This is a genomic window from Streptomyces sp. NPDC043867, assembly GCF_056435845.1.
The window spans coordinates 56,811-76,643 of the sequence record NZ_JBWKDS010000013.1 but is presented as its reverse complement, the minus strand read 5'-3'; the positions used below and the strand labels follow the sequence as shown (position 1 = coordinate 76,643).

Here is a 19,833-nt window from a genome sequence, read left to right as displayed (position 1 = left end):
ACTTCCCCCGCCCCCCCCCCCCCCCCCCCCCACCCCCCCCCCCCCCCCCCCCCCCCCCCCCCCCCCCCCCCCCCCCCCCCCCCCCCCCCCCCCCCCCCGCGGTCGGTCGGTAACTGTCCCGGTGGGCCGGTTTCAGGCGTTCCGCGCCTTCGCGTAGTCCTGCGCCATGCCGCCGGCGAAGTCGTACAGGATCACCTGTTCGTCCCCCACCACCCACGCGTCGTGTCCCGGCGGGCAGACGAAGACATCGCCGGGGCCGACCTCGCTCTCCGCGCCGTCGTCCATGAGCAGACGCATCCGGCCCTGGACGACGAACCCGTTGTGGTGGATCAGGCAGCTTTCCGTGCCCGCGATCGGTCCCACGGACTCGGACCAGCGCCACCCGGGCTCGAAGGTCCCGACGGCGAAGTCCAGCCCGGTGAGGTGGACCGCCTCCAGGTGGCCGCGGGGGAAATCGCGCCGCTCGTCCGGCTTGTCGACCGTTTTGACCTCCAGCATGACGGCTCCCTTCGGTCGGGCCGTGCCCGACACCTGCCGGGGCCGGTGCCCGTCTCCTCCGCGGCGTCCTCGGGCCGGCGCCCACGTCGACCGGACCCCTCACCTCCATGCTCCGCCCTTTCCCGGGGCGCCGCCAGGTGGAGGGGCGGCGGCCGTCCCGCGGGGGCGTGCGCACGGTGTGATCAGGCGGCGCCGTACGTGACCTTCACCTCCTTGAAGCCGAGCGAGCCCAGCAGGCCCTTGAGCATGCTCGTGGTGTTCTCCTCGGCGCGTGCGGCGAGTTCACTGTCGCCCGCGGCCTCGCCGATGTGCTTGACCGCGAGCTTCTGCACGGCGCGCTCGCTGTTGGGGTTGTCGGAGAAGAAGTCGCCGAGCCGGTCCAGGAGGCCGCGCTGCTTGGAGACGGCGTAGGAGTGGTCGGCGTCGAGCGAAGGCTTGCCGAGCGCGGCATGCGGCAGCCGGATCGTGGCCGACGTGCGGTCGTCATTGACGGACACGTCCTTCTTGTCCAGGCGGCCGAGGTCGACGTAGGCGTCCACGGTGCCGGCGCCCACGTACAGGGTGCGGGTGCCGCGGACGGCGTCCGGCAGGAGCTTGGCGTCCTTCTCCAGGTCCACGACCACCTGGAAGTTGCCCGAGGCGGCCTCGTACCTGCTCATGTCCTGGATGGACTTCAGGAGCGCGGGTCCCGTCCGGTCGTGCGTCTCCTCGCCGAACATGTCCCGCAGTCCGGGAAGCACGCTGAGTGCCAGGCCGGCGAACAGCACCGCGATCACCAGGATCAAGGCGACGAGCGCCTTGATCCAGCCGGGCAACTGCCTTCTGCCCCGGACCTCGGACGTCGAGGGGGGCTTCTGCTTGGTGGACGTCGTCATGTCGACAGCCCTCCTTTCTCTACGCCGTGTGCCCCCCAAATCCGCCGCCACAACGCCGGGTTGGCCGAATCCTCGGGCCGGCTCCGCCGCCCCGCCCGCCCGGTGCCGGGGCGAGGCTGGTAGACAAAGATCCCGGCCGCCCACCCGGCCGGCAGAACCGGCGGAAGGTCCTCCCAGCGCACATGTCCATCACCGTCACCCGCGACCTGCTCTACACCACCTCGGCGGACGACCGCCGGCGGCACCTTGACGTCTACCGGCCCCACCTCGCGGGACCGGTGTCCGTCGCCCTGCTGTGGCACGGCAGCGGCGCGGACGAGAAGGACATGCTGGCTCCCCTGGCCGAGGAGGCGGCGGGCAACGGCCTGCTGGTGTTCGTCCCCGACTGGGATCCCACGGCCGCCGACCGCGGACGCGCCGACCTGCTCGCCTCGCTCGACTACCTGCGGAGCCGGGCCGCCCGGTTCGACGGCGCCACGGACCGCTCGGTGGTGGTCGGCTGGTCCGCCGGAGCGGGGGCGGCCGTGGGCCTCGCGCTGTCGTCCCGGTTCGACGACTGGCGCCCCTCCGCGGTCGTCGGTGTCGCGGGACGCTACGACGTCCCGGCCCGCAGTACGGGAACCGTGCCCCTGGACGACCTGAAGGAGCTGCCGGCCTCCCCGACGCCCGTACACCTGGTGCACGGCACCGAGGACACAGCCGTGCCCGCTCTTCACTCGCGTGAGCTGCTGGAGGCACTGCGCGACCAGGGACGGCCCGCCAGTCTCACGGAACCGGACACCGACCACGCCGGGGTGGTCATGACCGAGTTCGATCCCGACCTCGGCCGCTGCCGTCGCTCCCGCTCCGCGCACGCGGTCCGGGCCGGACAGCAGACGGCCCGCATTCTCGCCCAGGCGGCCGTCTCGGGAGCCTGATCCCGGCTGCCCCGCAGGTGGGCGCGCCGACGCAGTCCGGCACCCGGCCGCCCTCGTCGGGGGAGAGGCGGTCGTCGGCGCGCGCCGGCCTGCCCGTAGCATGTGCCGCGCAGTCCGGATCTGATCTTGGAGGAGCGGATCGTGCGTGACATCGCCGTTTTCAGCGGCAGTGCCCATCCCGAGCTGGCGGCCGAGGTCTGCGCGCATCTGGGCGTGCCCCTCAACCCCGCCCGGGTCAGCCGCTTCGCCAACGACTGCCTCGAGGTGCAGCTCCAGGCCAACTGCCGTGAGCGGGACGTGTTCCTGGTGCAGCCGCTGGTGGCGCCGGTGCAGGAGCACCTGGTCGAGCTGCTGCTGATGTGCGACGCGGCGCGCGGTGCGTCGGCGGGGCGCATCACGGTGGTCATGCCGCACTACGCCTACGCCCGCTCGGACAAGAAGGACGCGCCGCGCATCTCTATCGGCGGGCGGCTGGTGGCCGACCTGATGGTGGCGGCCGGGGCGAGCCGTGTCCTCGCGATGACGCTCCATTCCCCGCAGGTGCACGGATTCTTCTCCGTGCCGGTCGATCACCTGCACGCCCTGCGGGAGCTGGCCAGCCACTTCCAGGGTGACGACCTGTCGCGTACGACGGTCGTGTCGCCGGACCTCGGCAACGCCAAGGAGGCCGCCGCGTTCGCGCGGATGCTCGGGGCCCAGGTGGCCGCGGGTGCCAAGCAGCGGTTCGCGGACGACCGGGTGAGCATCAGTTCCGTGATCGGTGACGTGGCCGGGCGGGACGTCATCGTCCTGGACGACGAGATCGCCAAGGGCAGCACGGTGCTGGAACTGCTGGGGCGGCTGCGGGAGCTGGGACCGCGTTCCATCCGGGTCGCCTGCACGCACGGTCTCTTCGCCGCCGGTGCCCTCAAGCGGCTGAGCGAACAGCCCGACGTCCTGGAGATCGTGTGCACGAACACCGTGCCGATCGCGGCCGGGGAACGCACCGACAAGCTGCGGGTCCTGTCCATCGCCCCGGCGCTGGCCGAGGCGGTCCGCCGGATCCACAACGGTGAGTCGGTCAGTGCCCTGTTCGACGCCCCCGAGACCGCCTGAACCGGCCCGCGTGGACCCCCGGGGAGGCCCGGGGGATCAGTCCGGACAGGTGGGAAGGGGCTGCTCGGGCAGGCCCGGGAGCGGTGCGGAGCGGGACGTCGCTGTGGCGCGGCCGATCGCCTCGTCCGGGGAGGCCGACGGCGGCAGCACGCGGGCGAGCCCCGTGACGCGGATGATCCGCAGCGTCAGCGGGTGGGTGCAGACGAGGTGCAGTTCGCCGCCGCGGGAGGCGACGCGCTGCCGGGCGCGGTAGAGCAGACGCAGCCCGGAGCAGTCGAAGAACTCGACGGGCCGCAGGTCGATCACGATCCGCGGGGCCGGGCGGCCGGTCTCGGCGTCCAGGACCGGGATGATGTCGAGCGCCGCACTGATGTCGATCTCTCCGTGCAGCTCCAGCACGGTGTACCCCCGGTAGCGGTGTATGCGCAGCTGCCGGGTGAGGGGTGCAGGTTCGTGCTGCACGATGACATCGCCTCCAACCGGCTGCTGGCCCCGCTGCTGGTCGCGGGGCCCGGAGTCACCGGGGGCCGGGGTGACGACTTCTGTTGGACACGTCATCCGGGCACCCGTGGTTGCAAAACCGTTCCTTGCTCAGCAAGTTACCCCCGTGAGAGTGAATTCCAGCATGTTCGATTGACATATGTCTTGGAATTGATCGGCGAGTCCTGGACGGGTCGTGCGAGCCGCTGGGGGAAACGGGGGCGGACGGGGGCCGGGGAAGCGGGGCGGGTGCGGCTCGGCCCTCGTCCGGACCGAGCCGCGGAGGCCCTTCTCGTGTTACGGGAGCGTCAGCACCAGCTTGCCCGTCGTGCGGCCCGTGTCGCCGAGGGCGTGTGCCTCGGCGGCCTCGGCCAGGGGGAACGAGCCGGCGATGGTCGCGCGCAGTTGGCCGGACTCGACCAGTCCGGCGATCGCGTTCATCCCCGTGTGGTCGGCCTCGACGAGCATCTCCACCGCCCGGACGCCCAGCCTGCCGGCCTCCTCGACGAAGTCCGTCGCGCCGCTCGGCAGGATCGTGACGAGGAGACCGCCCGGGCGCAGGACGCGCAGCGAGCGGAACCGGTAGTCACCGCCGACGGTGTCCAGCACGACGTCGACGTCCCGGACGGTCTCGGCGAAGTCGGTCTCCCGGTAGTCGACCGGCTCGTCGACCCCCAGCTCGCGCAGGAAGTCGTGCTTGCCCGCGCTTGCCGTCCCGATCACGTACGCGCCGCGCGCCTTGGCGATCTGCACCGCCAGGTGGCCCACCCCGCCGGCGGCGGCGTGGATCAGCACCCGCTGTCCGGGGCGCACGTCGGCGGTGTCGACGAGAGCCTGCCAGGCGGTCAGCGCCGCGAGCGGGAGCGCGCCCGCCTGCTCGTGGTCGACGGACACCGGCTTACGGGCCAGGGAGCGGGCCGGAGTGGTGACGTACTCGGCGTGCGAGCCGACGCCGAACGGATAGGGCAGCATTCCGAAGACCTCGTCCCCGGGCTCGAAGAGGGTGACCCCGAGGCCGACGGCCTCGACGACACCGGAGACGTCCCAGCCGAGGACGAAGGGCGGCTCCTTGAGGAACCCGCCGTTCTCGCGGTGCTTCCAGTCGGTCGGGTTCACTCCCGCCGCGCGCACCCGCACCAGCACCTCGCTCGGTCCCGGGGCGGGCCGCTCCACCTGTACTTCCTCCAGTACCTCGGGGCCGCCGAGGACGGTCTGACGAATGGCGCGCATCGTGTTCTCAGTGCTCATGGGGTCCAGCCTGCCCGGGGCCGCGGGCCAGGGAAATGGCAAAATTGCCAGTGTCCGATAGGATCGTGCCATGCCATCCGTGGAGCGTGTCGTGGTGCTCGCCCTCGAGGGGGTCTACCCCTTCGAGCTCGGCATCCCCAGCCGGATCTTCGGTGCGGCGGACGGCCGGTACGAGGTGCTGACCTGCAGCGTCGACGGCCGTCCGGTCCGCACGAACGCCGACTTCTCGGTCACCGTCGAGCACGGCCCCGAGGTGCTCGCCACCGCGGACACCGTGGTGATCCCGCCCATCACTCCGTCGTACGTCACCTCGCGGCTGTCCGACGAGCTGACGGCCGTGCTCGCGCACATCCGGCCCGGTGCCCGTATCGTCTCGATCTGCACCGGTGCCTTCGTGCTGGCGGCGGCCGGTCTGCTCGACGGGCGCCGGGCCACCACGCACTGGCAGCTCGCCGACGAGTTCCGCGCCATGTTCCCCGGGGTGGACCTGGACCCCGACGTGCTCTTCGTCGACGACGGCACGGTGCTCACCTCGGCCGGCGCCGCGTCCGGTGTCGACGTCTGCCTGCATCTGATCCGCAAGGACCACGGCAGCGAACTGGCCAACAAGGTGGCACGCCGCTGTGTCGTGCCGCCCTGGCGGGACGGCGGTCAGGCGCAGTACATCGAGCAGCCGGTCCCCGAGCCCTCCGCCGCCGGTACGGCGGCCACCCGCCAGTGGGCCCTCGAACGCCTCGGTGACCCCCTGACGCTCGCCGACCTCGCGGAGCACGCCCGGATGAGCCTGCGCACCTTCGCCCGCCGCTTCGGCGACGAGGTGGGCATGAGCCCCGGCCGCTGGCTCATCCAGCAGCGCGTGGCCCGCGCCCGCCACCTGCTGGAGGCCAGCGACCTGCCGGTGGACCAGATCGCCGGCGAGGTCGGCTTCGCGACGGGCGCCTCCCTGCGCCAGCATCTGCACGCCGCGATCGGCGTCTCGCCCCAGGCCTACCGGCGTACGTTCCAGGCCGTGCGCTAGGTCGTGTCCGCAAAGTCTCGTCGTCCGCCCGGAGGGCGGGTTCCGCGGCGTCTGGTGCGTGCTCTCGGCGTGCCGGGTGGAGACCCTCGTACTGGACGTACTTGGGGCTTCGCCCGGTGCGGCGAGAGTGCGTGCCAGGCGTCGCGGAACAGGCGGGACTTTGCGGACACGGCCTAGGCCCGGCGCACGGGCGCCGGGACCGTCGGTCTCAGCGGCTCCGGTGCAGGGCGACGAGCAATTGCCAGACCTGGTGGGCGATCCCGTCCGGCGTGGCCTCGATCAGGCCGTGCAGCCAGTCGGCGAGGACCCCGGCGAAGGTGGCGGCCACCGCGGAGGCGACCAGCGGGGCGTCCGCCGCACCGGCGAGTTCCCGCTCGGTGAGACTGCGGGCGCGCAGGTCGCGGTGGAGCACCCGTCCGAGCGGCCCGCCGCCGCCCGGGCCCAACAGCGCGCGGTACAGGGCCGCGTGCGGGGCGAGTCCGGCGAAGAAGGCGAGCAGGGCGGGCGGTGCCGACACCGGATCCGGGCGGCCGCGCCACGCGTGCAGCGCGTCCACCGCGTCCCGTACGACCTCGGCGCAGGCGTCGACCGCCAGCGCCTCCAGGTCGGCGTAGTGCACGTAGAACGTGGCCCGGCCGACCCCGGCCGTCCGCGCCAGCGCCGCGACCCCGACCTCCTCCAGCGGGCGGCGGGCGCACTCGTCGAGCAGCGCCGCGCGCAGCCGGGCCCTGGTGCGCGCGGCACGCGGGTCCCGCGACCCGTCCCGGCTCCGGCCGTCCTGCGGCGTCAACGGGCGGCCAGCACGGCGGCCAGCGCGAGGGCGCCCGGAAGCGCCTGGGCGACCAGGATGCGGCGGTTCGCGGTGGCCGCGCCGTACACCCCCGCGACCACGACGCACACGAGGAAGAACACCTGGACGCGGAACCCGGTGGGATCCGCCGCGATCAGGCCCCACAGCAGACCGGCGGCCAGAAAGCCGTTGTAAAGGCCCTGGTTGGCGGCCAGCGGGGCCGTCGCCCGGGCCAGCTCGGGATCGAAGCCGTGCAGTCCCCGGCCCGGTTTCCGCTCCCACAGGAACATCTCCAGGACCAGGATGTACACGTGCAGCGAGGCCACCAGCCCGACCAGCACATTCGCGACCGCTTGCATGTCTGCCGACTTCCCTCGACGTCAGTTTTCCTGGACAGGTGTCCACTATAGCTGGACAACTGTCCAAGAAGTGTGGTCCGAGTGCTGCCGGGGTAGCGTTGCGGCGGTTTCCGCGGCTGGAAGGGGAGTTGACGTGTCGGGCAGTCTCGCGCCCAGCGAGTGGAGCCGGAGCGAACGGAGCATGTGGGCCTCCTTCCGCCGGGGCGAGTGGTACGCCGACGGCGGCGAGGTACGGGCGGCCGCCGTACGCAGGCTGCTCCTCGCCCCGCCACTGCCCGAGCCCGGACACCTGGCCCGGCTGCGCCTGCGGGACGTACGCGTCACCGGTCGGCTCGACCTGGCCGAGGCCGTCGTCCCCGGGACGCTGCGCCTGCACAACTGCCGGTTCACCCAGGCACCCTGCCTCGACGGCGCGTCCCTGGGCGCCCTGGAGATGCGGGCCTGCGTACTGCCCGGACTGTCGGCCGTCGGCATGACGACCGGCTGGAAGTGCGAGATCAGCGGCTGCCGCGTGACGGGTCCGACGGACCTCTACGGCGCCTCCGTCGGAGGCACTCTGCACCTGGAGAACAGCCACCTGACGGGGCGCGGCGAAGGGCGCGGTGAGGGCGCCCTCGAACTGCGGTGCGCCACGGTGGGCGGAGACGTCCAGGCCGGTTCGGGATTGCGCGTCGACGGCTGCGCCGACCTGCGGGACACCTCCGTACGGGGCAGCGTCGTCCTCACCGGGGCCGCCCTCAGCAACCCGGGCGGGACGGTGCTCAGGGCGGACCGGCTGCAGATGGGCGGCGACCTGAACTGCCGCGGCGGCCTGGTGGCCGAGGGTGCCGTGGACCTGTGCGACGCGCGGGTGGGCGGGGGTGTGCTCTTCGAGGGCGCCTCGCTGGGCGCCGAGCAGGGGCCCTCACTGCGGGCCCACGGCATCGACGTGGGTGCCGAGCTGAACTGCTGCGACGGCTTCACCGCACGCGGCAGGCTCTCGCTGAGCAACATCACGGTCCGCAGCCGCATCTCCTTCGCCGGCGCCCGCATCGACGTACCACCCGGCCGTCCCGCACTCACCAGTCGCCGCTCCAGCGCCTCCGAACTCACGTTGAGCCTCGCCCGGCCCGCGCACGGCACCGTGGACCTGAGTCACACCCGTGTCACCGTGCTGCGCGGCACCCCTGAGGGCTGGCCGGACGCCGTACGCATGGAAGGCGTCGTGTACGAGAGCCTGCTGCCCCAACTCCCCGCGCGGCAAAGGCTTCCGCTGCTCGCGCGCGACCCGCAGGGGTTCTCCCCGCAGCCGTACGAGCAACTCGCCGGCGTGTACCGGCAGCAGGGCCACGACGCCGACGCCCGTACGGTGCTGCTGGCCAAGCAGAGCCGGCTGCGCGCCACCCTGCCGTGGCCGGGCCGGGCGTGGAGCCGGCTCCAGAACCTGACGGTCGGTTACGGGTACCGGCCGATGCGCGCCGTGTGGTGGCTGCTGGCCATCATGGCCGGCGGCACCCTGCTGTTCAGCCGGTGGCCGCCCCAGCCCGTCGACCCCGGCAGACCGCCCCGCTTCCAGCCCGCCGTCTACACCCTCGACCTGGTCCTGCCGCTGGTGGACTTCGGGCAGGAACGGGCCTTCAGCCCCGGCGGCCCGCTCCAGTGGGCGGCCGTGCTCCTGATCGGCCTGGGCTGGCTCCTCGCCACCACCGCAGCTGCCGGCGCCAACCGGATCCTGCGCCGGGCCTGACGTTCCCGGTTATCTGAAGCTCCGTCAACTTCGTTGAGCGGACCGGTGGAGGGCGGCGGTACCCGACTGATCTCCCGGGACGGGGGGTACCCGGGCAGCGCAGGGCAGCGAGTGGCGCCGTCACCCGCGCCCCGGACCGTACGGAGGAATCATGGGACTGGAAGTGACAGGCGTCGTGGTGCTGGACTGCTCCGAGCCCGAGAAGCTGGCCGCCTTCTACAAGGAACTGCTGGACGCCGAGGAGACGGACGCGACCGCGAACCGGATCGAGATCAGGTCCCCCGACGGTCTCCGGATGGCGTTCCGCCGCGATGTGATGGCGACGCCGCCGAGCTGGCCGCGCCCCGAGAACTCGCTCCAGGCCCACCTGGACTTCCACGTGAACGACCTCGACGACGCCGAGCGCCGGGTCGTGGGCCTCGGCGGCCGCCCGCTGGAGACCAAGGACGCGGCCGGTCCCTACGAGGAGCGCGGCTACGCCGACCCGGCCGGGCACTCCTTCACCCTGCGGCTCATCCCCGCCACGGCCCCCAAGCAGGGCTGAGACCCGGCGGCGGTCCTCGGACCGCCGCCGGGCGGCACGTTCCGTGCCCGTGTGCCGGGACTCAGTCCCGGCCGGTCTTGTCGCCGGTCGGCCAGACGCCCGTCGAGCGCTCGATGGCCTTCGCGCCCGTACGGTCCACCGCGCTGCGGACGACGGCGAAGATGGCGCCCTGGACGGCCGCCGCGATCAGCACCTCGCCCCAGCCGCGGTCCTTGTCCAGCGCGTCCGGTGCGTTGTCCTCATGACGGATGGCCTTCCAGGTGGCCTGGAACGCCATTCCCGCGAGCGTGCCGCCCGCCCAGCCGAGCACGAAGCCGACGGGCTTGTACGCGAGGGGGAGCGACTTCTTCTTCGTCTTCTTCGACATGTGGATCTCCTTGTTGCCTCTCGGCCGGCCTCCGGGGTGTCGCCGGACACTTGGCGTGTGTCCCTATCGGCGGCGAATACGCAGGCCGGGGTCGGGTGACACTTCTCTCCGTGGATCAGGGCCGCCCGTGTGCCGGTGTCTCCCACTCTCGCGCACCGGGCGAGGCCGCGTCCCGTCGCCGTACGGCCGGACGCCGAGTTCCGGCCGGTGACGCGGTGTCAGCCGGCGGGACGGATCCGGCCCCAGCGGCACGATCCCCGTCGCGACGGGCACGGGCACGCTTACGCCGCCCGGGTCATCCTTCTCCCGGGCGCCGCACGCCGCGGATGGCGGATGGCGAGGATTGGGAGGAGTTCCCCGATTTCCGCCGACGTCACCGTGTGAGTGTGCCCGGCTCGGGCATCCGGGGCCTGTGACCAACGACTCGACGCAACAGCCGAACAGTTCCGACCGCAGGACACGCGTCACCGTCCTGGTGGCGCTGGGCGCCAACCTCCTGATCGCCGTCGCCAAGGCGGTGGGCGGTCTGGTGTCCGGTTCGCCCGCGCTCCTCTCCGAGGCGGCGCACTCGGTGGCCGACAGTCTGAACGAGGTCTTCCTCCTGGCGGCCCTGCGCCGCAGCCGCCGTCCCGCCGACCGGCGCCATCCCTTCGGCTACGGCAAGGAGCGGTTCTTCTGGTCCCTGCTCGCGGCCGTCGGGATCTTCGTGATGGGCGGCTGCTTCTCCGTCTTCCAGGGCGTCGAGGCACTCAGGAGCGGCGCCGAGGAGTCGTTCTCCGGCTATGTGACGGGCCTCGTGGTCCTCGGGGTGGCCCTGGTGGCGGAGGGCGCCTCCCTGGTGCGGGCGCTGCACCAGGTGCGCAAGCAGGGCGGCAAACTGCGCGACCCCGCGCTGCGCACCGTCGTCGCCGAGGACGGCACCGCGGTGCTCGGCGTGGCGCTCGCGATCATCGGCATGGCGCTGCACATGGTCACCGGCCAGGTCGTGTGGGAGGCCGCAGCCTCACTGGCCATCGGCGCGCTGCTCGTCTGCGTCGCCTTCTGGCTGGGCCGCGACGCCCGCGCCCAGCTCGTCGGAGAGGCGGCCGACGAGGAGCTGAGCGACCGGATCCGCGCCGTGCTGGCGGCGCAGCCCGAGATCGACAGTGTGGAGGCGCTGCTCACCATGAAGATGGGCCTCGACTCCACGCTGGTGGCCGCCCGCGTCGACCTGGTCCCCGGGCTCGACAGCGAGGAGGTGGAGGACGTCGCCGTCCGTATCAAGCGGTCCGTCGCCCACCTGGTGCCTGCGGCCGACCAGATATTCCTCGACGTGACGGACGCGCGTGCCGCACGGAAGGCGGCGGCGGAGAGCCCCGCCGCGACGGGGAAGCGCGGCGGGGTCTGACGTGGGCGTGCCCGGGGCCCGCGACGTCATGCGGACCGGTTCCGGGCGTACGGGTGCCCGGGAGCCGGGTGGGCTCAGCCCGTCGGCTCCAGCACGAAGACGGGGATCTCGCGGTCGGTCTTCTCCTGGTAGTCGGCGTACGCCGGGTAGGCGGCGACCGCGCGCTCCCACCAGAGGGCCTTCTCCTCGCCGGTGACCTCACGGGCGGTCAGATCAAGGTGGGCCGGCCCGTCCTGGAGCGAGACATGCGGGTCGGACTTCACGTTGTGGTACCAGACCGGGTGCTTGGGCGCGCCGCCCAGCGAGGCGACGGCCGCGTAGCTTCCGTCGTGCTCCACCCGCATCAGCGGGGTCTTGCGGATCTTGCCGCTCCTGGCACCTTTGGTCGTGAGGATGATGACCGGGAGGCCCGTGTCTCCCAGGGTCGTCCCCCGGGTCCCGCCGGAGCTCTCGTACAACTCCACCTGCTCGCGGACCCATTGCGTCGGGCTGGGTTCGTACTCGCCCTGAAGAGGCATGTGTGCCGTCCCATCGTCGCGTCGTACTGGCGTCGTCCAGTCAAGATTCAACCCGGGTCGCACGCAAGTCACCCACGCCCTTACCCGACGGGTAATCGACCCTGCCGTCGGCGTCGGGCACGGTGGACGCGTCGTCAGAACATCCGGGCCGCGCACCGAGGGACGGAAACCGCGGGCCGACCCACCGCACGGAAGAGGGAGCGAGCCCATGTCCGCAGCCACCGAACGGACCCCCGCCACACGTGCCGTGATCGAGGAACTGCTGCGCCGGATCGGCGAGGGCGACCCCGAGCGGATCGCCGCGCTGTACGCGGAGACGGGCGACTGGAAGCTCAGCTGGCCCGAGGACGAGCACGGGCGGGCCGCGACCCCCTGGATCCGCCACCGGTCCACGCGGGCCGACGCCGCCGCGCACTACCGTGAGCTGGGCGCACATCATGTGCCCGGCCGGGCGGCGACCGAGATCGAGCGCGTCCTCGTCGACGGCGACGAGGCGGTCGTGCTGGGCGAGATCCGGCAGACGGCCGCGGTCACCGGACGGGACTACCGGGCCCGGTTCGCCCTGCACCTCACCGTCGAGGACGGTCTAGTCACCCGGCACCACGTGTACGAGGACAGCCTCGCCGTGGCCCGCGCGTTCGAGCCGCCCGTGCCCGGTGGCGACACGCGGCCCGCCCCCGCCCGCACCTGAGCCCGAACGGAGGCGCGAATTTCTCTCCGGATCTTCTCCTTGCTCTCTGGTGGGGGCCGGATTCGCCGTGTAGCGTCTTCGTCAGATGTCGTGGTTCGCCGTACCTGCCCGCGCTCCGGCGCGGGCGCTTTGCTGTGACGGTGAGCCCGGGCGATCACCTCCGGGGCCCGCGCGGTGCGGATCCCGATCTCAACTGGAGGGCATCAGCATGGCCAGCGGAACCGTCAAGTGGTTCAACGCCGAAAAGGGCTTCGGCTTCATCGCGCAGGACGGCGGCGGGCCGGACGTCTTCGCGCACTACTCCAACATCAACGCGACCGGGTTCCGTGAGCTCCAGGAAGGCCAGGCGGTGACCTTCGACATCACCCAGGGCCAGAAGGGCCCCCAGGCGGAGAACATCACCCCCGCCTGACCCCGACCGAACCGGCCCGGTCCGCTACGGACCGGGCCGGTTCGGCTGTCGCACACCGCCTGCGGTGCGCGCCGCAGGCGTTCGCCGGCGGGCCCGCGCCTAACGGCAGGCGGCCATCAGCACCCGGGCGGCCTCACGGGCACTCGCGGCAGGTGCCGTGTTCTGCTCGATGCCCGCGGTGACCATGGCACCCTCGGCGAGCACGTGCACCTGCTCGCCGACAGCGGCCGGCAGCCCCGCCTCGGCCACCAGCGCCACCAGATAGTCCTTGAACGCCCGCTTGTGCGCGCGGACTTGGGCGGCCACACGCGGTGAGGCGGACCCCAGCTCCCCGTACGAGTTGATCCACGCGCAGCCGCGGAACCCGGGCTCGCCGAACCACCGCCCCAGCCAGTCGAAGACCGCGAGAACGCGCTCGGCCGGCCCCTCGTGCCGGTCGACATGCGCCGCGAGACGTCGGCGCCACCGGACGTCGCGCCGCTCCAGATACGCCTCGACCAGCACCTCCTTGGCGGGGAACAGCTGATAGAGCCGCTTGAGCGAGACGCCCGACGCGGTGCGGACGTCGTCCATGCCGACGCTCTGGATGCCGCGCCCGTAGAACAGCTCCTCGGCGGCGTCCAGCGCCTGTTCCCGCGCGCGAGAGAGTGCCTGCTCGCGGGCGGCCGTGCTGTCCATGCGGAGTCCACTCCTTGACGCGAGAACCATCGTTCTCTACGTTAGCAGCCACTGGGAGAACGACCGTTCTCCCAGTGTGCGGCACCCCCGACGAGGAGCACGCCATGAGTGACCTTCCGCCGCTTCCGCCCTTCACGCGCGAGAGCGCGGCCCAGAAGGTCCAGGCGGCCGAGGACGCCTGGAACACCCGCGACCCCCACCGGGTCTCGCTCGCCTACTCGGAGGACTCGCTCTGGCGCAACCGCGACACCTTCGTGCGGGGCCGCGCCGAGATCGTGGAACTCCTGACCGCCAAGTGGGCGCGGGAGTCGGAGTACGCGCTGCGCAAGGACCTCTGGGCCTTCGACGGCAACCGCATCGCCGTGCGCTTCCAGTACGAGTCCCGCGACACCGACGGCCGGTGGTGGCGCTCGTACGGCAACGAACTGTGGGAGTTCGACGAGCACGGCCTGATGACGCGCCGGGAGGCGAGCATCAACGACGTACGGATCGAGGAGAAGGACCGCCGGATCCGGGGCCCGCGCCCGGAGTCGGAACGGGGAGCCGACTCCCCCCTGCGCTAGGGCCTGTCGTTTGGATCAGGCTGGCTGTGACCGACGGTTCGTCCTGACAGACCCCGCGACGCCGGCGTGATCCAAACGACAGGCCCTAGGTCATTAGGGTGCTCGGGTGAGCGAACCCACCGAGAAGCCCTTCCTGTACGTCGTCGTCTGCGCGGCCGGCGTCGCTGAGGACGTCGGCACCCTGATCACCGAGGCGCGGGAACGGAGTTGGGAGGTCGGCGTGACAGCCACCCCGACCGCGCTCGGCTTCTTCGACACGGCGGCCGTCGAGACCCGCACCGGCCGCCCGATCCGCTCCGCCTGGCGCTCGCCCGGCGACCCCCGCCCGTTCCCGGCCCCCGACGCGGTGACCGTCGCGCCGGCCACCTTCAACACCGTCAACAAGTGGGCCGCGGGCATCTCCGACACCCTCGCCCTGGGAACCCTGTGCGAGGCGTACGGCCTCGGCGTCCCCATCTCCGTACTGCCGTGTGTGAACGAGGCGTTGGCCGCCCACCCCGCCTACCGCGCGAGCGTCGAGCGGCTGGCCGGCATGGGCGTCCGGTTCGGCGACCCGTACGCGGGCGGACCGCAGGAGGGTGGCGGGCGCCGGGAGTTCCGCTGGGAACGGGCCCTGGACCTGCTCCCGTCGCCCGTGTGAGGTCCGGGCGACCGCGGCGCCTCACCGCAGGCCGAGGCACCGGCGCCCGCAGTCCGCCGGTGTCCGGGCGTTTCCGTCAGCGGGTCCGGCGGACGTAGTGCGCGTCGCCCGGCGTGGACACCAGCACGTCCCGGCGCACGATGCTCAGCCGGCCCCCGAAGTGCGCACGCGCCTTGCGCAGACCGCGGTCGGTGTACTCGATGACGAGCACCCGGTCCCGGAAGGCCTTCGCGTAGGCCCCGCACTCGTCGTACTCCCCGCACTCCTCCGCCACCGCGAAGTCGAGCCCGGCCCGGGACCGCCGCCCGGCCAGCTCGACCGTGTTCTTCTGCCCGATGGCCAGGTGCCTGGCGTGCGCGTGCGCCGACAGGAGACCGGCGAACGCGACGGCGTCGTCGGCGCTCAGCAGGTGCCGGGAACGGGTGTAGCTGTCGTAGTTGTCCGGCTCGACCGCGTCGAAACCCTTGGCGGCGCAGCCGTCGATCCACCGGTTGACGCGCGCGGCCACCCGCTTGCGCTTGGCCGGCGTGCCGATGTCCAGCAGTGCCTCGTTCCAGTCGCGGTCCATGACGACCTTGCCGTCCGCGTCGCGCAGCAGCAGATCCGCCGGCCACGACCCCCGCTCCGCCGGCTGGGCCTGGAAGGCGTTGACGTAACAGACGTTGTACAGGCCGGGTGCGGGCGGCGACGAACGGTCGCGGCTGACGACGCGTACGCCGGCGGGCGGGGGATAGGCGCCGCCGATCTGGTAGTCGAAGCCGGCGCCGGGCGGCGGGAGGCGGACGCCGGCCCGTGTCGGCTGCGGCGAGGGGTTCTTCGTGGCACCCTCGCCGCAGCCGGTGAGCACGGCGAGTACGGCCAGTGCCGCGGCCAGGGTCCTGAGGGGCCGGACGCGGGTGACGCGTCTGACGGGCATGTGCGCTCCATCAATCGCGAGTACGACCCCGCCTCGGACGCGTCCGCGATCCTGGCGACTGTGGCCGGGCTTGGACCGAGTCCGCTACCGGCTGGGCGCACCTCTGTGTGCCGGGTCGCACCACGGCACGCCATGATCCAAGCGTGCGGGCCCGTGCGCGTCAAGGGCCGTTCCCCGCCATGGAATCCGGTCACCCGACAGAAGCGCCGCCCGGGCCCGTGCCCGATGCCGGCCGGTGCGCACGTCGAGGGGGCCGCGCACACCCCGGGAGCGCAGGCACGTCATGCCGAGGCCTTATTGTCATGACATGACGAACGACCGCAGCGCACTGGCCGTGCACGACCACGGAGGCGACGGTCCGCCCCTGCTCCTGCTGCACGGCGCGGGACGCACCCTCGCCGACTGGGCGGCCGTCGCTCCGATGCTCGTCCACCGGCACCGGGTGCTCGCCGTGGATCTGCGCGGCCACGGTCTCTCGCCGTCGGGAACGTGGAGCCTGCCCGAGGTGCTGCGCGACCTCGACGCCGTCCTGGACGAGTACGGCATCCCGGACGCGCTGCCCGTCGGACACTCCCTCGGTGGCCTGCTCGCCGTCCTTCACGCGCTGGAACACCCCGAGGTCACCCCGGGCGCCGTGAACCTGGACGGGTACGGGTGGGGCCGCCCCGACCAGTACGTGGATCTCGACCCCGGGTACGTCGGGGAACGCCTCGCGGAACTCAGAGACCTCGTGGCCGGGATGTCGGGCCGGCCGCTCCCGCACGACGGACTCAAGGACCTGCTCGCACAGCAGCGCGTCCTGTCCGAACGGCTGGGCGTCCCGTACGAGTTGCTGGAGGCCGGGATCCTGCGCGCCACCCACGAACGGGCCGACGGCCGGCTGGAGTTGCGGCCCGAGCGCGAGCACGCACTGGAGATGCTGACCGCGATCGACTCGCTCGACCCGTTCACCCTCTTCCGGCGAACGGCCCAGCCTCTCCTGCTCGTCCGTGCGCTGCGGCCCGACGCGCCTGTCCCGGGCACCGACCGGTACGACGGGCTGACGGCCGCGTTCGCGAAGGGACTCGCCCGGGACCTCGCCGAACTGGCCGAGCGGCGGCCCGACGTGACGGTCGCCGGGATCGACGCCACCCACGCGATGCCGCTGGAGAACCCGCGGGCCGTCGCCGACCTGATCCTCGGGTTCGCCGCATGACACCGGTGACGACACCCGTGGCCGGCGAGTGGATCGTCGGCCGCGAGCACGAACTGGCGCTGCTCGCCGGGCCGGTGAACGAGCCGGCCGCGCACCCGTGGAGGCGCGCCCGCTGCTCGCCGCGGCGCTCGACGTCTTCGAGCGGCTGGGCGCCCGCCCCTGGCGCGAGCGTGCCCTTGCGGAACTGCGGGCCGCCGGTGTCACCCCCGGGAAAGCACCGGCCTCCGACGCCCTCACCCCGCAGCAACTGCAGATCGCCCGGCTCGCGGCCACCGGTCTCACCAACCGTGAGATCGGCAAGCGCATCTTCCTCTCACCCCGCACGGTTGGATTTCACCTCTACCGCATCTTCCCCAGGCTCGGTATCACCGCCCGGGCCCAACTCCGTGACGTACTGGGCGAGTAAGGCCGTCACGCACGCACACTCCGGGGGCGGCGAGTACGGGAAAGCGCCGCGGTCGGGGCTTGCTGACAATTCGTCGACTCGATGATCCCCGGACGCATCGCTGAAGTTCCGTGATCTCTTGTTCCGTCCCCGTGGCCTGTGCAAAGGTGTGGCTTGCCCGACGGCGTGCGGCCAATGTTCGTTTCCCCCTGCACGCATATGCCTTTCGGTGACCCCCCCCCGCTACGGAACGCTGGTACAGACTTATCGCCGCACGGGCTTTGGGAGGAAAGTGAACGTGAATGCCGTGGTCCCCCCGAATTCCTCCGCCCCCGGTCCGGCGTTCAAACTGACGGACGAACAACTGGCCTCCGAACTGAAGAGGCACGCGGGAAAAGGGCCCACCCACCATCCCGTAGGAGAACTGCTCGCCCGCCACTGGGAAGCCGCCCACTCCTATGCGCGCCTGTGCACGCAGGGGCCCCATCCGGCCGGAATGCTGACCACGGCCGCATTCACCCGCCTCTTCGGGGGAGCCCTGCGCGGAGGCGGCCCGACGGCGGCATGGCGGCCCGAAGTCCTGATCGCCGTACGGCGCATCGCTGCGGAGTGGGACGGCGACCACCGCCGGGAGCTGCTCCATCCCGTCCTGCGGTCCGCCGCCGAGGAGGGGGAGCGCGCCGCGAGCCGGCTCCTTCTCCCCGACACGAGACGCCTGGTCTCCCGGGCGTTCCAGCGCCTCGGGGCACCCGCCCGCTGCCTGCTGTGGCACGCGGAGGTCGAGGCCGAGCAACTCGAAGAGCCGGCGGCCCTGTTGGGCCTGGCGGCCGAGGACGCCGCGGTCAAGCTGGAGCGGGCCCGCTCGCTCCTGCGCGAAGGCTGTCTCGACGTCCACCGCGAGCTCGCCCCCGACCAGGAGTGCCGGCGCTACAGCCGCCTGCTGGACGTGTCGCTGCGACGTGACGACAACGTTCTCGACTCCGACCTGCGCGACCACATGACCACGTGCCGGCACTGTGCCCACGCCGTCGACCAGCTGAACCACCGCGACGGCCGGCTCGCCGCCCTGCTGGCCGAGGCGGTACTCGGCTGGGGCGCCCACGCCTACCTCGACACCCGCCCCGGCCGCGCCGCGCCGGAGACCGACGACACCGCAGGGGCGGCGGCGGGGGCCGCGCCCGGCGCGATGTTCGGCGGCGAGTCGTTCGCCGACACCACGACGCAGGCCGCTACGCACCCCGGCGCGGGGCCCGGTCCCCGTGCGGGACGCGCTCCGTCGCACCGGCCGGGCGGCGCCGGGAGGCCGCGCCCGGTCCCCGACGACGGCGCCGCCGACGCGCCCGGAGCGCCGTTCCCCGGTACGGCGAGCGGCACGACGCCGGGCACCCCGCCCCGAAGCGGCCACACCGGCCGTACGGACCCGAGGACCGCCGGCGGCCGGGGCCGCGGCCGTGCGGCGGCCGGCCCGACCGCGGGAACGGCGGGGGACGCCGAGTCGGCCGATGCGCGCGCCACGGCGGACGAGTCGCAGGGCCCGCGTGCCGGGGCGACGCAGACGCTCACCTCCTCGGGACACCGCGGAGCCTCCTCGGGGCGGGCGCCCGGGCCCGGGAGCGCCGTCTCCGGGCCGGCCGTCGGGTCCCGTTCGGCGGCGTTGCGTACGCTGCGGCGCGCACGTCGTCGCCGGCATCTCGCCCTGGCCGTCCTGATGGTGAGTGCCTGTGTCCTCGTACCCCTGGCCGTGTGGGCCGGGCCCTGGTCGGACGACGACGACGCCGACGTCCCCGGCCGGCCGGCCGGGCAGCGGGGCTCGGGCACGGAGGCGGATCCCGGCGTGCCGCCCGCCTGGGTGGGGGCCGCGGACGGCGGACCCGTCGGCACCCTCCGTGGCAGGCTCCGCAACACCGCGAGCGGACTGTGCGTCGGCCTGGACCGGAGGAAGCCGGTGGCGGGCGCGGAGGCGGTCCTCGTGCCGTGCGGCCAGTCCGCGAACCAGCAGTGGGTGTACGAGAGCGACGGGCTGCTGCGCAGCCGCGCCGTTCCCGACCTGTGCCTCGACTCCCACCTCGGCTACACGGTCGCCCTCGGCAGGTGCACGGGAGCGTCGAAGCCCGGGACCAGGAACGTCCGCTACGACTTCACCCTTCAGGGCACGCTCGTACCCCGGTGGAACCAGGACCTCGCGCTGACGCCCGCCTCCGGCCGGAGCGACGCGGCCCTGGTCCTCAAGCCCCGGGCGGACACCTCGGCCGCGCAGCGCTGGCTGACCGACACGTCGGCGGACAGGCTGCGGCTGAAGACGGTCGACTGGGACCCCGCCGACGAGCCGACGGCATCCGTGCCCAGGGCTCCGGCGCCTGCGCGGACCCCCGCACCGGCGAGCACGCCGGCGCCCACGCCCCCGGCGGCTCCCTCGGCCGGGACACCCGCACGTCCCGGCTGGGAGACCTGCTCCCGTGCCGACTGCACGTGGGGCGGACACGGCGGCCGGTGGGGCCGGGACGGCTGGGGCTGGGGCGGCCGCCGCTGAC

Annotated in this window: 22 protein-coding genes and 1 pseudogene; 13 read left to right on the top strand and 10 right to left on the bottom strand. The window is 72.9% G+C overall.

What is annotated here, in order from left to right; translation table 11 throughout:
- Positions 1-132: 132 nt before the first annotated feature.
- The gene (locus AC069T_RS15380; protein WP_358852048.1) at positions 133-498 is read right to left on the bottom strand and encodes a cupin domain-containing protein; all 366 of its coding nucleotides are present in this window, start codon (positions 496-498) and stop codon (positions 133-135) included.
- Positions 499-680: 182 nt separating this feature from the next.
- The gene (locus AC069T_RS15375) at positions 681-1,373 is read right to left on the bottom strand and encodes a DUF4230 domain-containing protein (RefSeq protein WP_478783210.1); all 693 of its coding nucleotides are present in this window, start codon (positions 1,371-1,373) and stop codon (positions 681-683) included.
- Between the two features lie 182 nt (positions 1,374-1,555).
- Between AC069T_RS15375 and AC069T_RS15370 the strand changes: the two genes are divergently transcribed.
- Positions 1,556-2,290, top strand: a complete 735-nt coding sequence (locus tag AC069T_RS15370; protein ID WP_478783209.1) for an alpha/beta hydrolase family protein — start codon at positions 1,556-1,558, stop codon at positions 2,288-2,290.
- Between the two features lie 141 nt (positions 2,291-2,431).
- Positions 2,432-3,385 carry a ribose-phosphate diphosphokinase gene (locus AC069T_RS15365; protein ID WP_478783208.1) on the top strand — a complete coding sequence of 318 codons (954 nt, stop codon included), beginning with the start codon at positions 2,432-2,434 and terminating at the stop codon, positions 3,383-3,385.
- Positions 3,386-3,421: 36 nt separating this feature from the next.
- Here the strand turns inward: AC069T_RS15365 and AC069T_RS15360 are convergent, their stop codons facing one another.
- Both AC069T_RS15360 and AC069T_RS15355 read right to left on the bottom strand, forming a co-directional pair.
- The gene (locus tag AC069T_RS15360) at positions 3,422-3,847 is read right to left on the bottom strand and encodes an anti-sigma factor antagonist (RefSeq protein WP_478783207.1); all 426 of its coding nucleotides are present in this window, start codon (positions 3,845-3,847) and stop codon (positions 3,422-3,424) included.
- 315 nt (positions 3,848-4,162) lie between these two features.
- Positions 4,163-5,113, bottom strand: coding sequence for an NADP-dependent oxidoreductase (locus AC069T_RS15355; RefSeq protein WP_478783206.1), 951 nt, complete (start codon positions 5,111-5,113; stop codon positions 4,163-4,165).
- Positions 5,114-5,183: 70 nt separating this feature from the next.
- On the opposite strand from AC069T_RS15355, the gene AC069T_RS15350 reads away from it, so the two are divergent.
- Positions 5,184-6,131 carry a GlxA family transcriptional regulator gene (locus AC069T_RS15350; RefSeq protein ID WP_478783205.1) on the top strand — a complete coding sequence of 316 codons (948 nt, stop codon included), beginning with the start codon at positions 5,184-5,186 and terminating at the stop codon, positions 6,129-6,131.
- Between the two features lie 208 nt (positions 6,132-6,339).
- Here AC069T_RS15350 and AC069T_RS15345 read toward each other — a convergent pair whose 3' ends face one another.
- Both AC069T_RS15345 and AC069T_RS15340 read right to left on the bottom strand, forming a co-directional pair.
- A complete protein-coding gene (locus AC069T_RS15345; protein ID WP_478783204.1) occupies positions 6,340-6,921 on the bottom strand; it encodes a TetR/AcrR family transcriptional regulator in 582 nt (193 codons plus the stop codon).
- Positions 6,918-7,280 (bottom strand): DUF1304 domain-containing protein, encoded by a 363-nt coding sequence (locus AC069T_RS15340; RefSeq protein WP_476752832.1) that lies wholly within the window; start codon positions 7,278-7,280, stop codon positions 6,918-6,920. Before AC069T_RS15340 ends, AC069T_RS15345 begins: the two co-directional genes overlap by 4 nt.
- A gap of 133 nt (positions 7,281-7,413) precedes the next feature.
- On the opposite strand from AC069T_RS15340, the gene AC069T_RS15335 reads away from it, so the two are divergent.
- The gene (locus AC069T_RS15335) at positions 7,414-9,006 is read left to right on the top strand and encodes a membrane-associated oxidoreductase (protein ID WP_478783203.1); all 1,593 of its coding nucleotides are present in this window, start codon (positions 7,414-7,416) and stop codon (positions 9,004-9,006) included.
- A 151-nt stretch (positions 9,007-9,157) separates the two neighbouring features.
- Entirely contained in the window at positions 9,158-9,550 is a 393-nt protein-coding gene (locus AC069T_RS15330) for a VOC family protein (protein WP_478783202.1), read from the top strand.
- Between the two features lie 61 nt (positions 9,551-9,611).
- Here AC069T_RS15330 and AC069T_RS15325 read toward each other — a convergent pair whose 3' ends face one another.
- The gene (locus AC069T_RS15325) at positions 9,612-9,917 is read right to left on the bottom strand and encodes a DUF4235 domain-containing protein (protein ID WP_478783201.1); all 306 of its coding nucleotides are present in this window, start codon (positions 9,915-9,917) and stop codon (positions 9,612-9,614) included.
- A gap of 412 nt (positions 9,918-10,329) precedes the next feature.
- Between AC069T_RS15325 and AC069T_RS15320 the strand changes: the two genes are divergently transcribed.
- Positions 10,330-11,304: a cation diffusion facilitator family transporter gene (locus tag AC069T_RS15320; protein WP_478783200.1), complete on the top strand. Its 975-nt coding sequence runs from the start codon at positions 10,330-10,332 to the stop codon at positions 11,302-11,304.
- A gap of 74 nt (positions 11,305-11,378) precedes the next feature.
- Here AC069T_RS15320 and AC069T_RS15315 read toward each other — a convergent pair whose 3' ends face one another.
- On the bottom strand, positions 11,379-11,822 hold the full coding sequence (locus tag AC069T_RS15315) for a nitroreductase family deazaflavin-dependent oxidoreductase (RefSeq protein ID WP_478783199.1): 444 nt from the start codon (positions 11,820-11,822) through the stop codon (positions 11,379-11,381).
- Positions 11,823-12,030: 208 nt separating this feature from the next.
- On the opposite strand from AC069T_RS15315, the gene AC069T_RS15310 reads away from it, so the two are divergent.
- A complete protein-coding gene (locus AC069T_RS15310; protein ID WP_478783198.1) occupies positions 12,031-12,513 on the top strand; it encodes a nuclear transport factor 2 family protein in 483 nt (160 codons plus the stop codon).
- Between the two features lie 208 nt (positions 12,514-12,721).
- Complete coding sequence (locus AC069T_RS15305) at positions 12,722-12,925, top strand: cold-shock protein (RefSeq protein WP_037622929.1); 204 nt, start codon at positions 12,722-12,724, stop codon at positions 12,923-12,925.
- 99 nt (positions 12,926-13,024) lie between these two features.
- Here AC069T_RS15305 and AC069T_RS15300 read toward each other — a convergent pair whose 3' ends face one another.
- The gene (locus AC069T_RS15300) at positions 13,025-13,603 is read right to left on the bottom strand and encodes a TetR/AcrR family transcriptional regulator (protein ID WP_478783197.1); all 579 of its coding nucleotides are present in this window, start codon (positions 13,601-13,603) and stop codon (positions 13,025-13,027) included.
- Between the two features lie 104 nt (positions 13,604-13,707).
- Here AC069T_RS15300 and AC069T_RS15295 point away from each other — a divergent pair, with 104 nt between their 5' ends.
- Together AC069T_RS15295 and AC069T_RS15290 are read left to right on the top strand one after the other, a co-directional pair.
- Positions 13,708-14,166, top strand: coding sequence for a nuclear transport factor 2 family protein (locus tag AC069T_RS15295; protein WP_478783196.1), 459 nt, complete (start codon positions 13,708-13,710; stop codon positions 14,164-14,166).
- Positions 14,167-14,272: 106 nt separating this feature from the next.
- Positions 14,273-14,806: a flavoprotein gene (locus AC069T_RS15290; protein WP_478783195.1), complete on the top strand. Its 534-nt coding sequence runs from the start codon at positions 14,273-14,275 to the stop codon at positions 14,804-14,806.
- A gap of 76 nt (positions 14,807-14,882) precedes the next feature.
- Here AC069T_RS15290 and AC069T_RS15285 read toward each other — a convergent pair whose 3' ends face one another.
- On the bottom strand, positions 14,883-15,722 hold the full coding sequence (locus AC069T_RS15285; protein WP_478783194.1) for an endo alpha-1,4 polygalactosaminidase: 840 nt from the start codon (positions 15,720-15,722) through the stop codon (positions 14,883-14,885).
- Between the two features lie 307 nt (positions 15,723-16,029).
- On the opposite strand from AC069T_RS15285, the gene AC069T_RS15280 reads away from it, so the two are divergent.
- From AC069T_RS15280 to AC069T_RS15270, 3 genes and pseudogenes are all read left to right on the top strand, one after another.
- Positions 16,030-16,917: an alpha/beta fold hydrolase gene (locus AC069T_RS15280; RefSeq protein ID WP_478783193.1), complete on the top strand. Its 888-nt coding sequence runs from the start codon at positions 16,030-16,032 to the stop codon at positions 16,915-16,917.
- A 94-nt stretch (positions 16,918-17,011) separates the two neighbouring features.
- A pseudogene (locus AC069T_RS15275) lies at positions 17,012-17,323 on the top strand (helix-turn-helix domain-containing protein); the annotation flags it as partial.
- A 286-nt stretch (positions 17,324-17,609) separates the two neighbouring features.
- A complete protein-coding gene (locus AC069T_RS15270) occupies positions 17,610-19,832 on the top strand; it encodes a ricin-type beta-trefoil lectin domain protein (RefSeq protein ID WP_478783192.1) in 2,223 nt (740 codons plus the stop codon).
- Position 19,833: the final 1 nt, after the last annotated feature.

Excerpts from the sequence above, each read along its gene's own strand:
- AC069T_RS15330 (WP_478783202.1), top strand. The coding sequence starts at position 9,158 with ATGGGACTGGAAGTGACAGGCGTCGTGGTGCTGGACTGCTCCGAGCCC.
- AC069T_RS15310 (WP_478783198.1), top strand. The coding sequence starts at position 12,031 with ATGTCCGCAGCCACCGAACGGACCCCCGCCACACGTGCCGTGATCGAG.
- AC069T_RS15370 (WP_478783209.1), top strand. The coding sequence starts at position 1,556 with ATGTCCATCACCGTCACCCGCGACCTGCTCTACACCACCTCGGCGGAC.
- AC069T_RS15350 (WP_478783205.1), top strand. The coding sequence starts at position 5,184 with ATGCCATCCGTGGAGCGTGTCGTGGTGCTCGCCCTCGAGGGGGTCTAC.
- AC069T_RS15355 (WP_478783206.1), bottom strand. The coding sequence starts at position 5,113 with ATGAGCACTGAGAACACGATGCGCGCCATTCGTCAGACCGTCCTCGGC.
- AC069T_RS15305 (WP_037622929.1), top strand. The coding sequence starts at position 12,722 with ATGGCCAGCGGAACCGTCAAGTGGTTCAACGCCGAAAAGGGCTTCGGC.
- AC069T_RS15285 (WP_478783194.1), bottom strand. The coding sequence starts at position 15,722 with ATGCCCGTCAGACGCGTCACCCGCGTCCGGCCCCTCAGGACCCTGGCC.
- AC069T_RS15380 (WP_358852048.1), bottom strand. The coding sequence starts at position 498 with ATGCTGGAGGTCAAAACGGTCGACAAGCCGGACGAGCGGCGCGATTTC.
- AC069T_RS15375 (WP_478783210.1), bottom strand. The coding sequence starts at position 1,373 with ATGACGACGTCCACCAAGCAGAAGCCCCCCTCGACGTCCGAGGTCCGG.
- AC069T_RS15295 (WP_478783196.1), top strand. The coding sequence starts at position 13,708 with ATGAGTGACCTTCCGCCGCTTCCGCCCTTCACGCGCGAGAGCGCGGCC.
- AC069T_RS15280 (WP_478783193.1), top strand. The coding sequence starts at position 16,030 with ATGACGAACGACCGCAGCGCACTGGCCGTGCACGACCACGGAGGCGAC.
- AC069T_RS15315 (WP_478783199.1), bottom strand. The coding sequence starts at position 11,822 with ATGCCTCTTCAGGGCGAGTACGAACCCAGCCCGACGCAATGGGTCCGC.
- AC069T_RS15325 (WP_478783201.1), bottom strand. The coding sequence starts at position 9,917 with ATGTCGAAGAAGACGAAGAAGAAGTCGCTCCCCCTCGCGTACAAGCCC.
- AC069T_RS15340 (WP_476752832.1), bottom strand. The coding sequence starts at position 7,280 with ATGCAAGCGGTCGCGAATGTGCTGGTCGGGCTGGTGGCCTCGCTGCAC.
- AC069T_RS15300 (WP_478783197.1), bottom strand. The coding sequence starts at position 13,603 with ATGGACAGCACGGCCGCCCGCGAGCAGGCACTCTCTCGCGCGCGGGAA.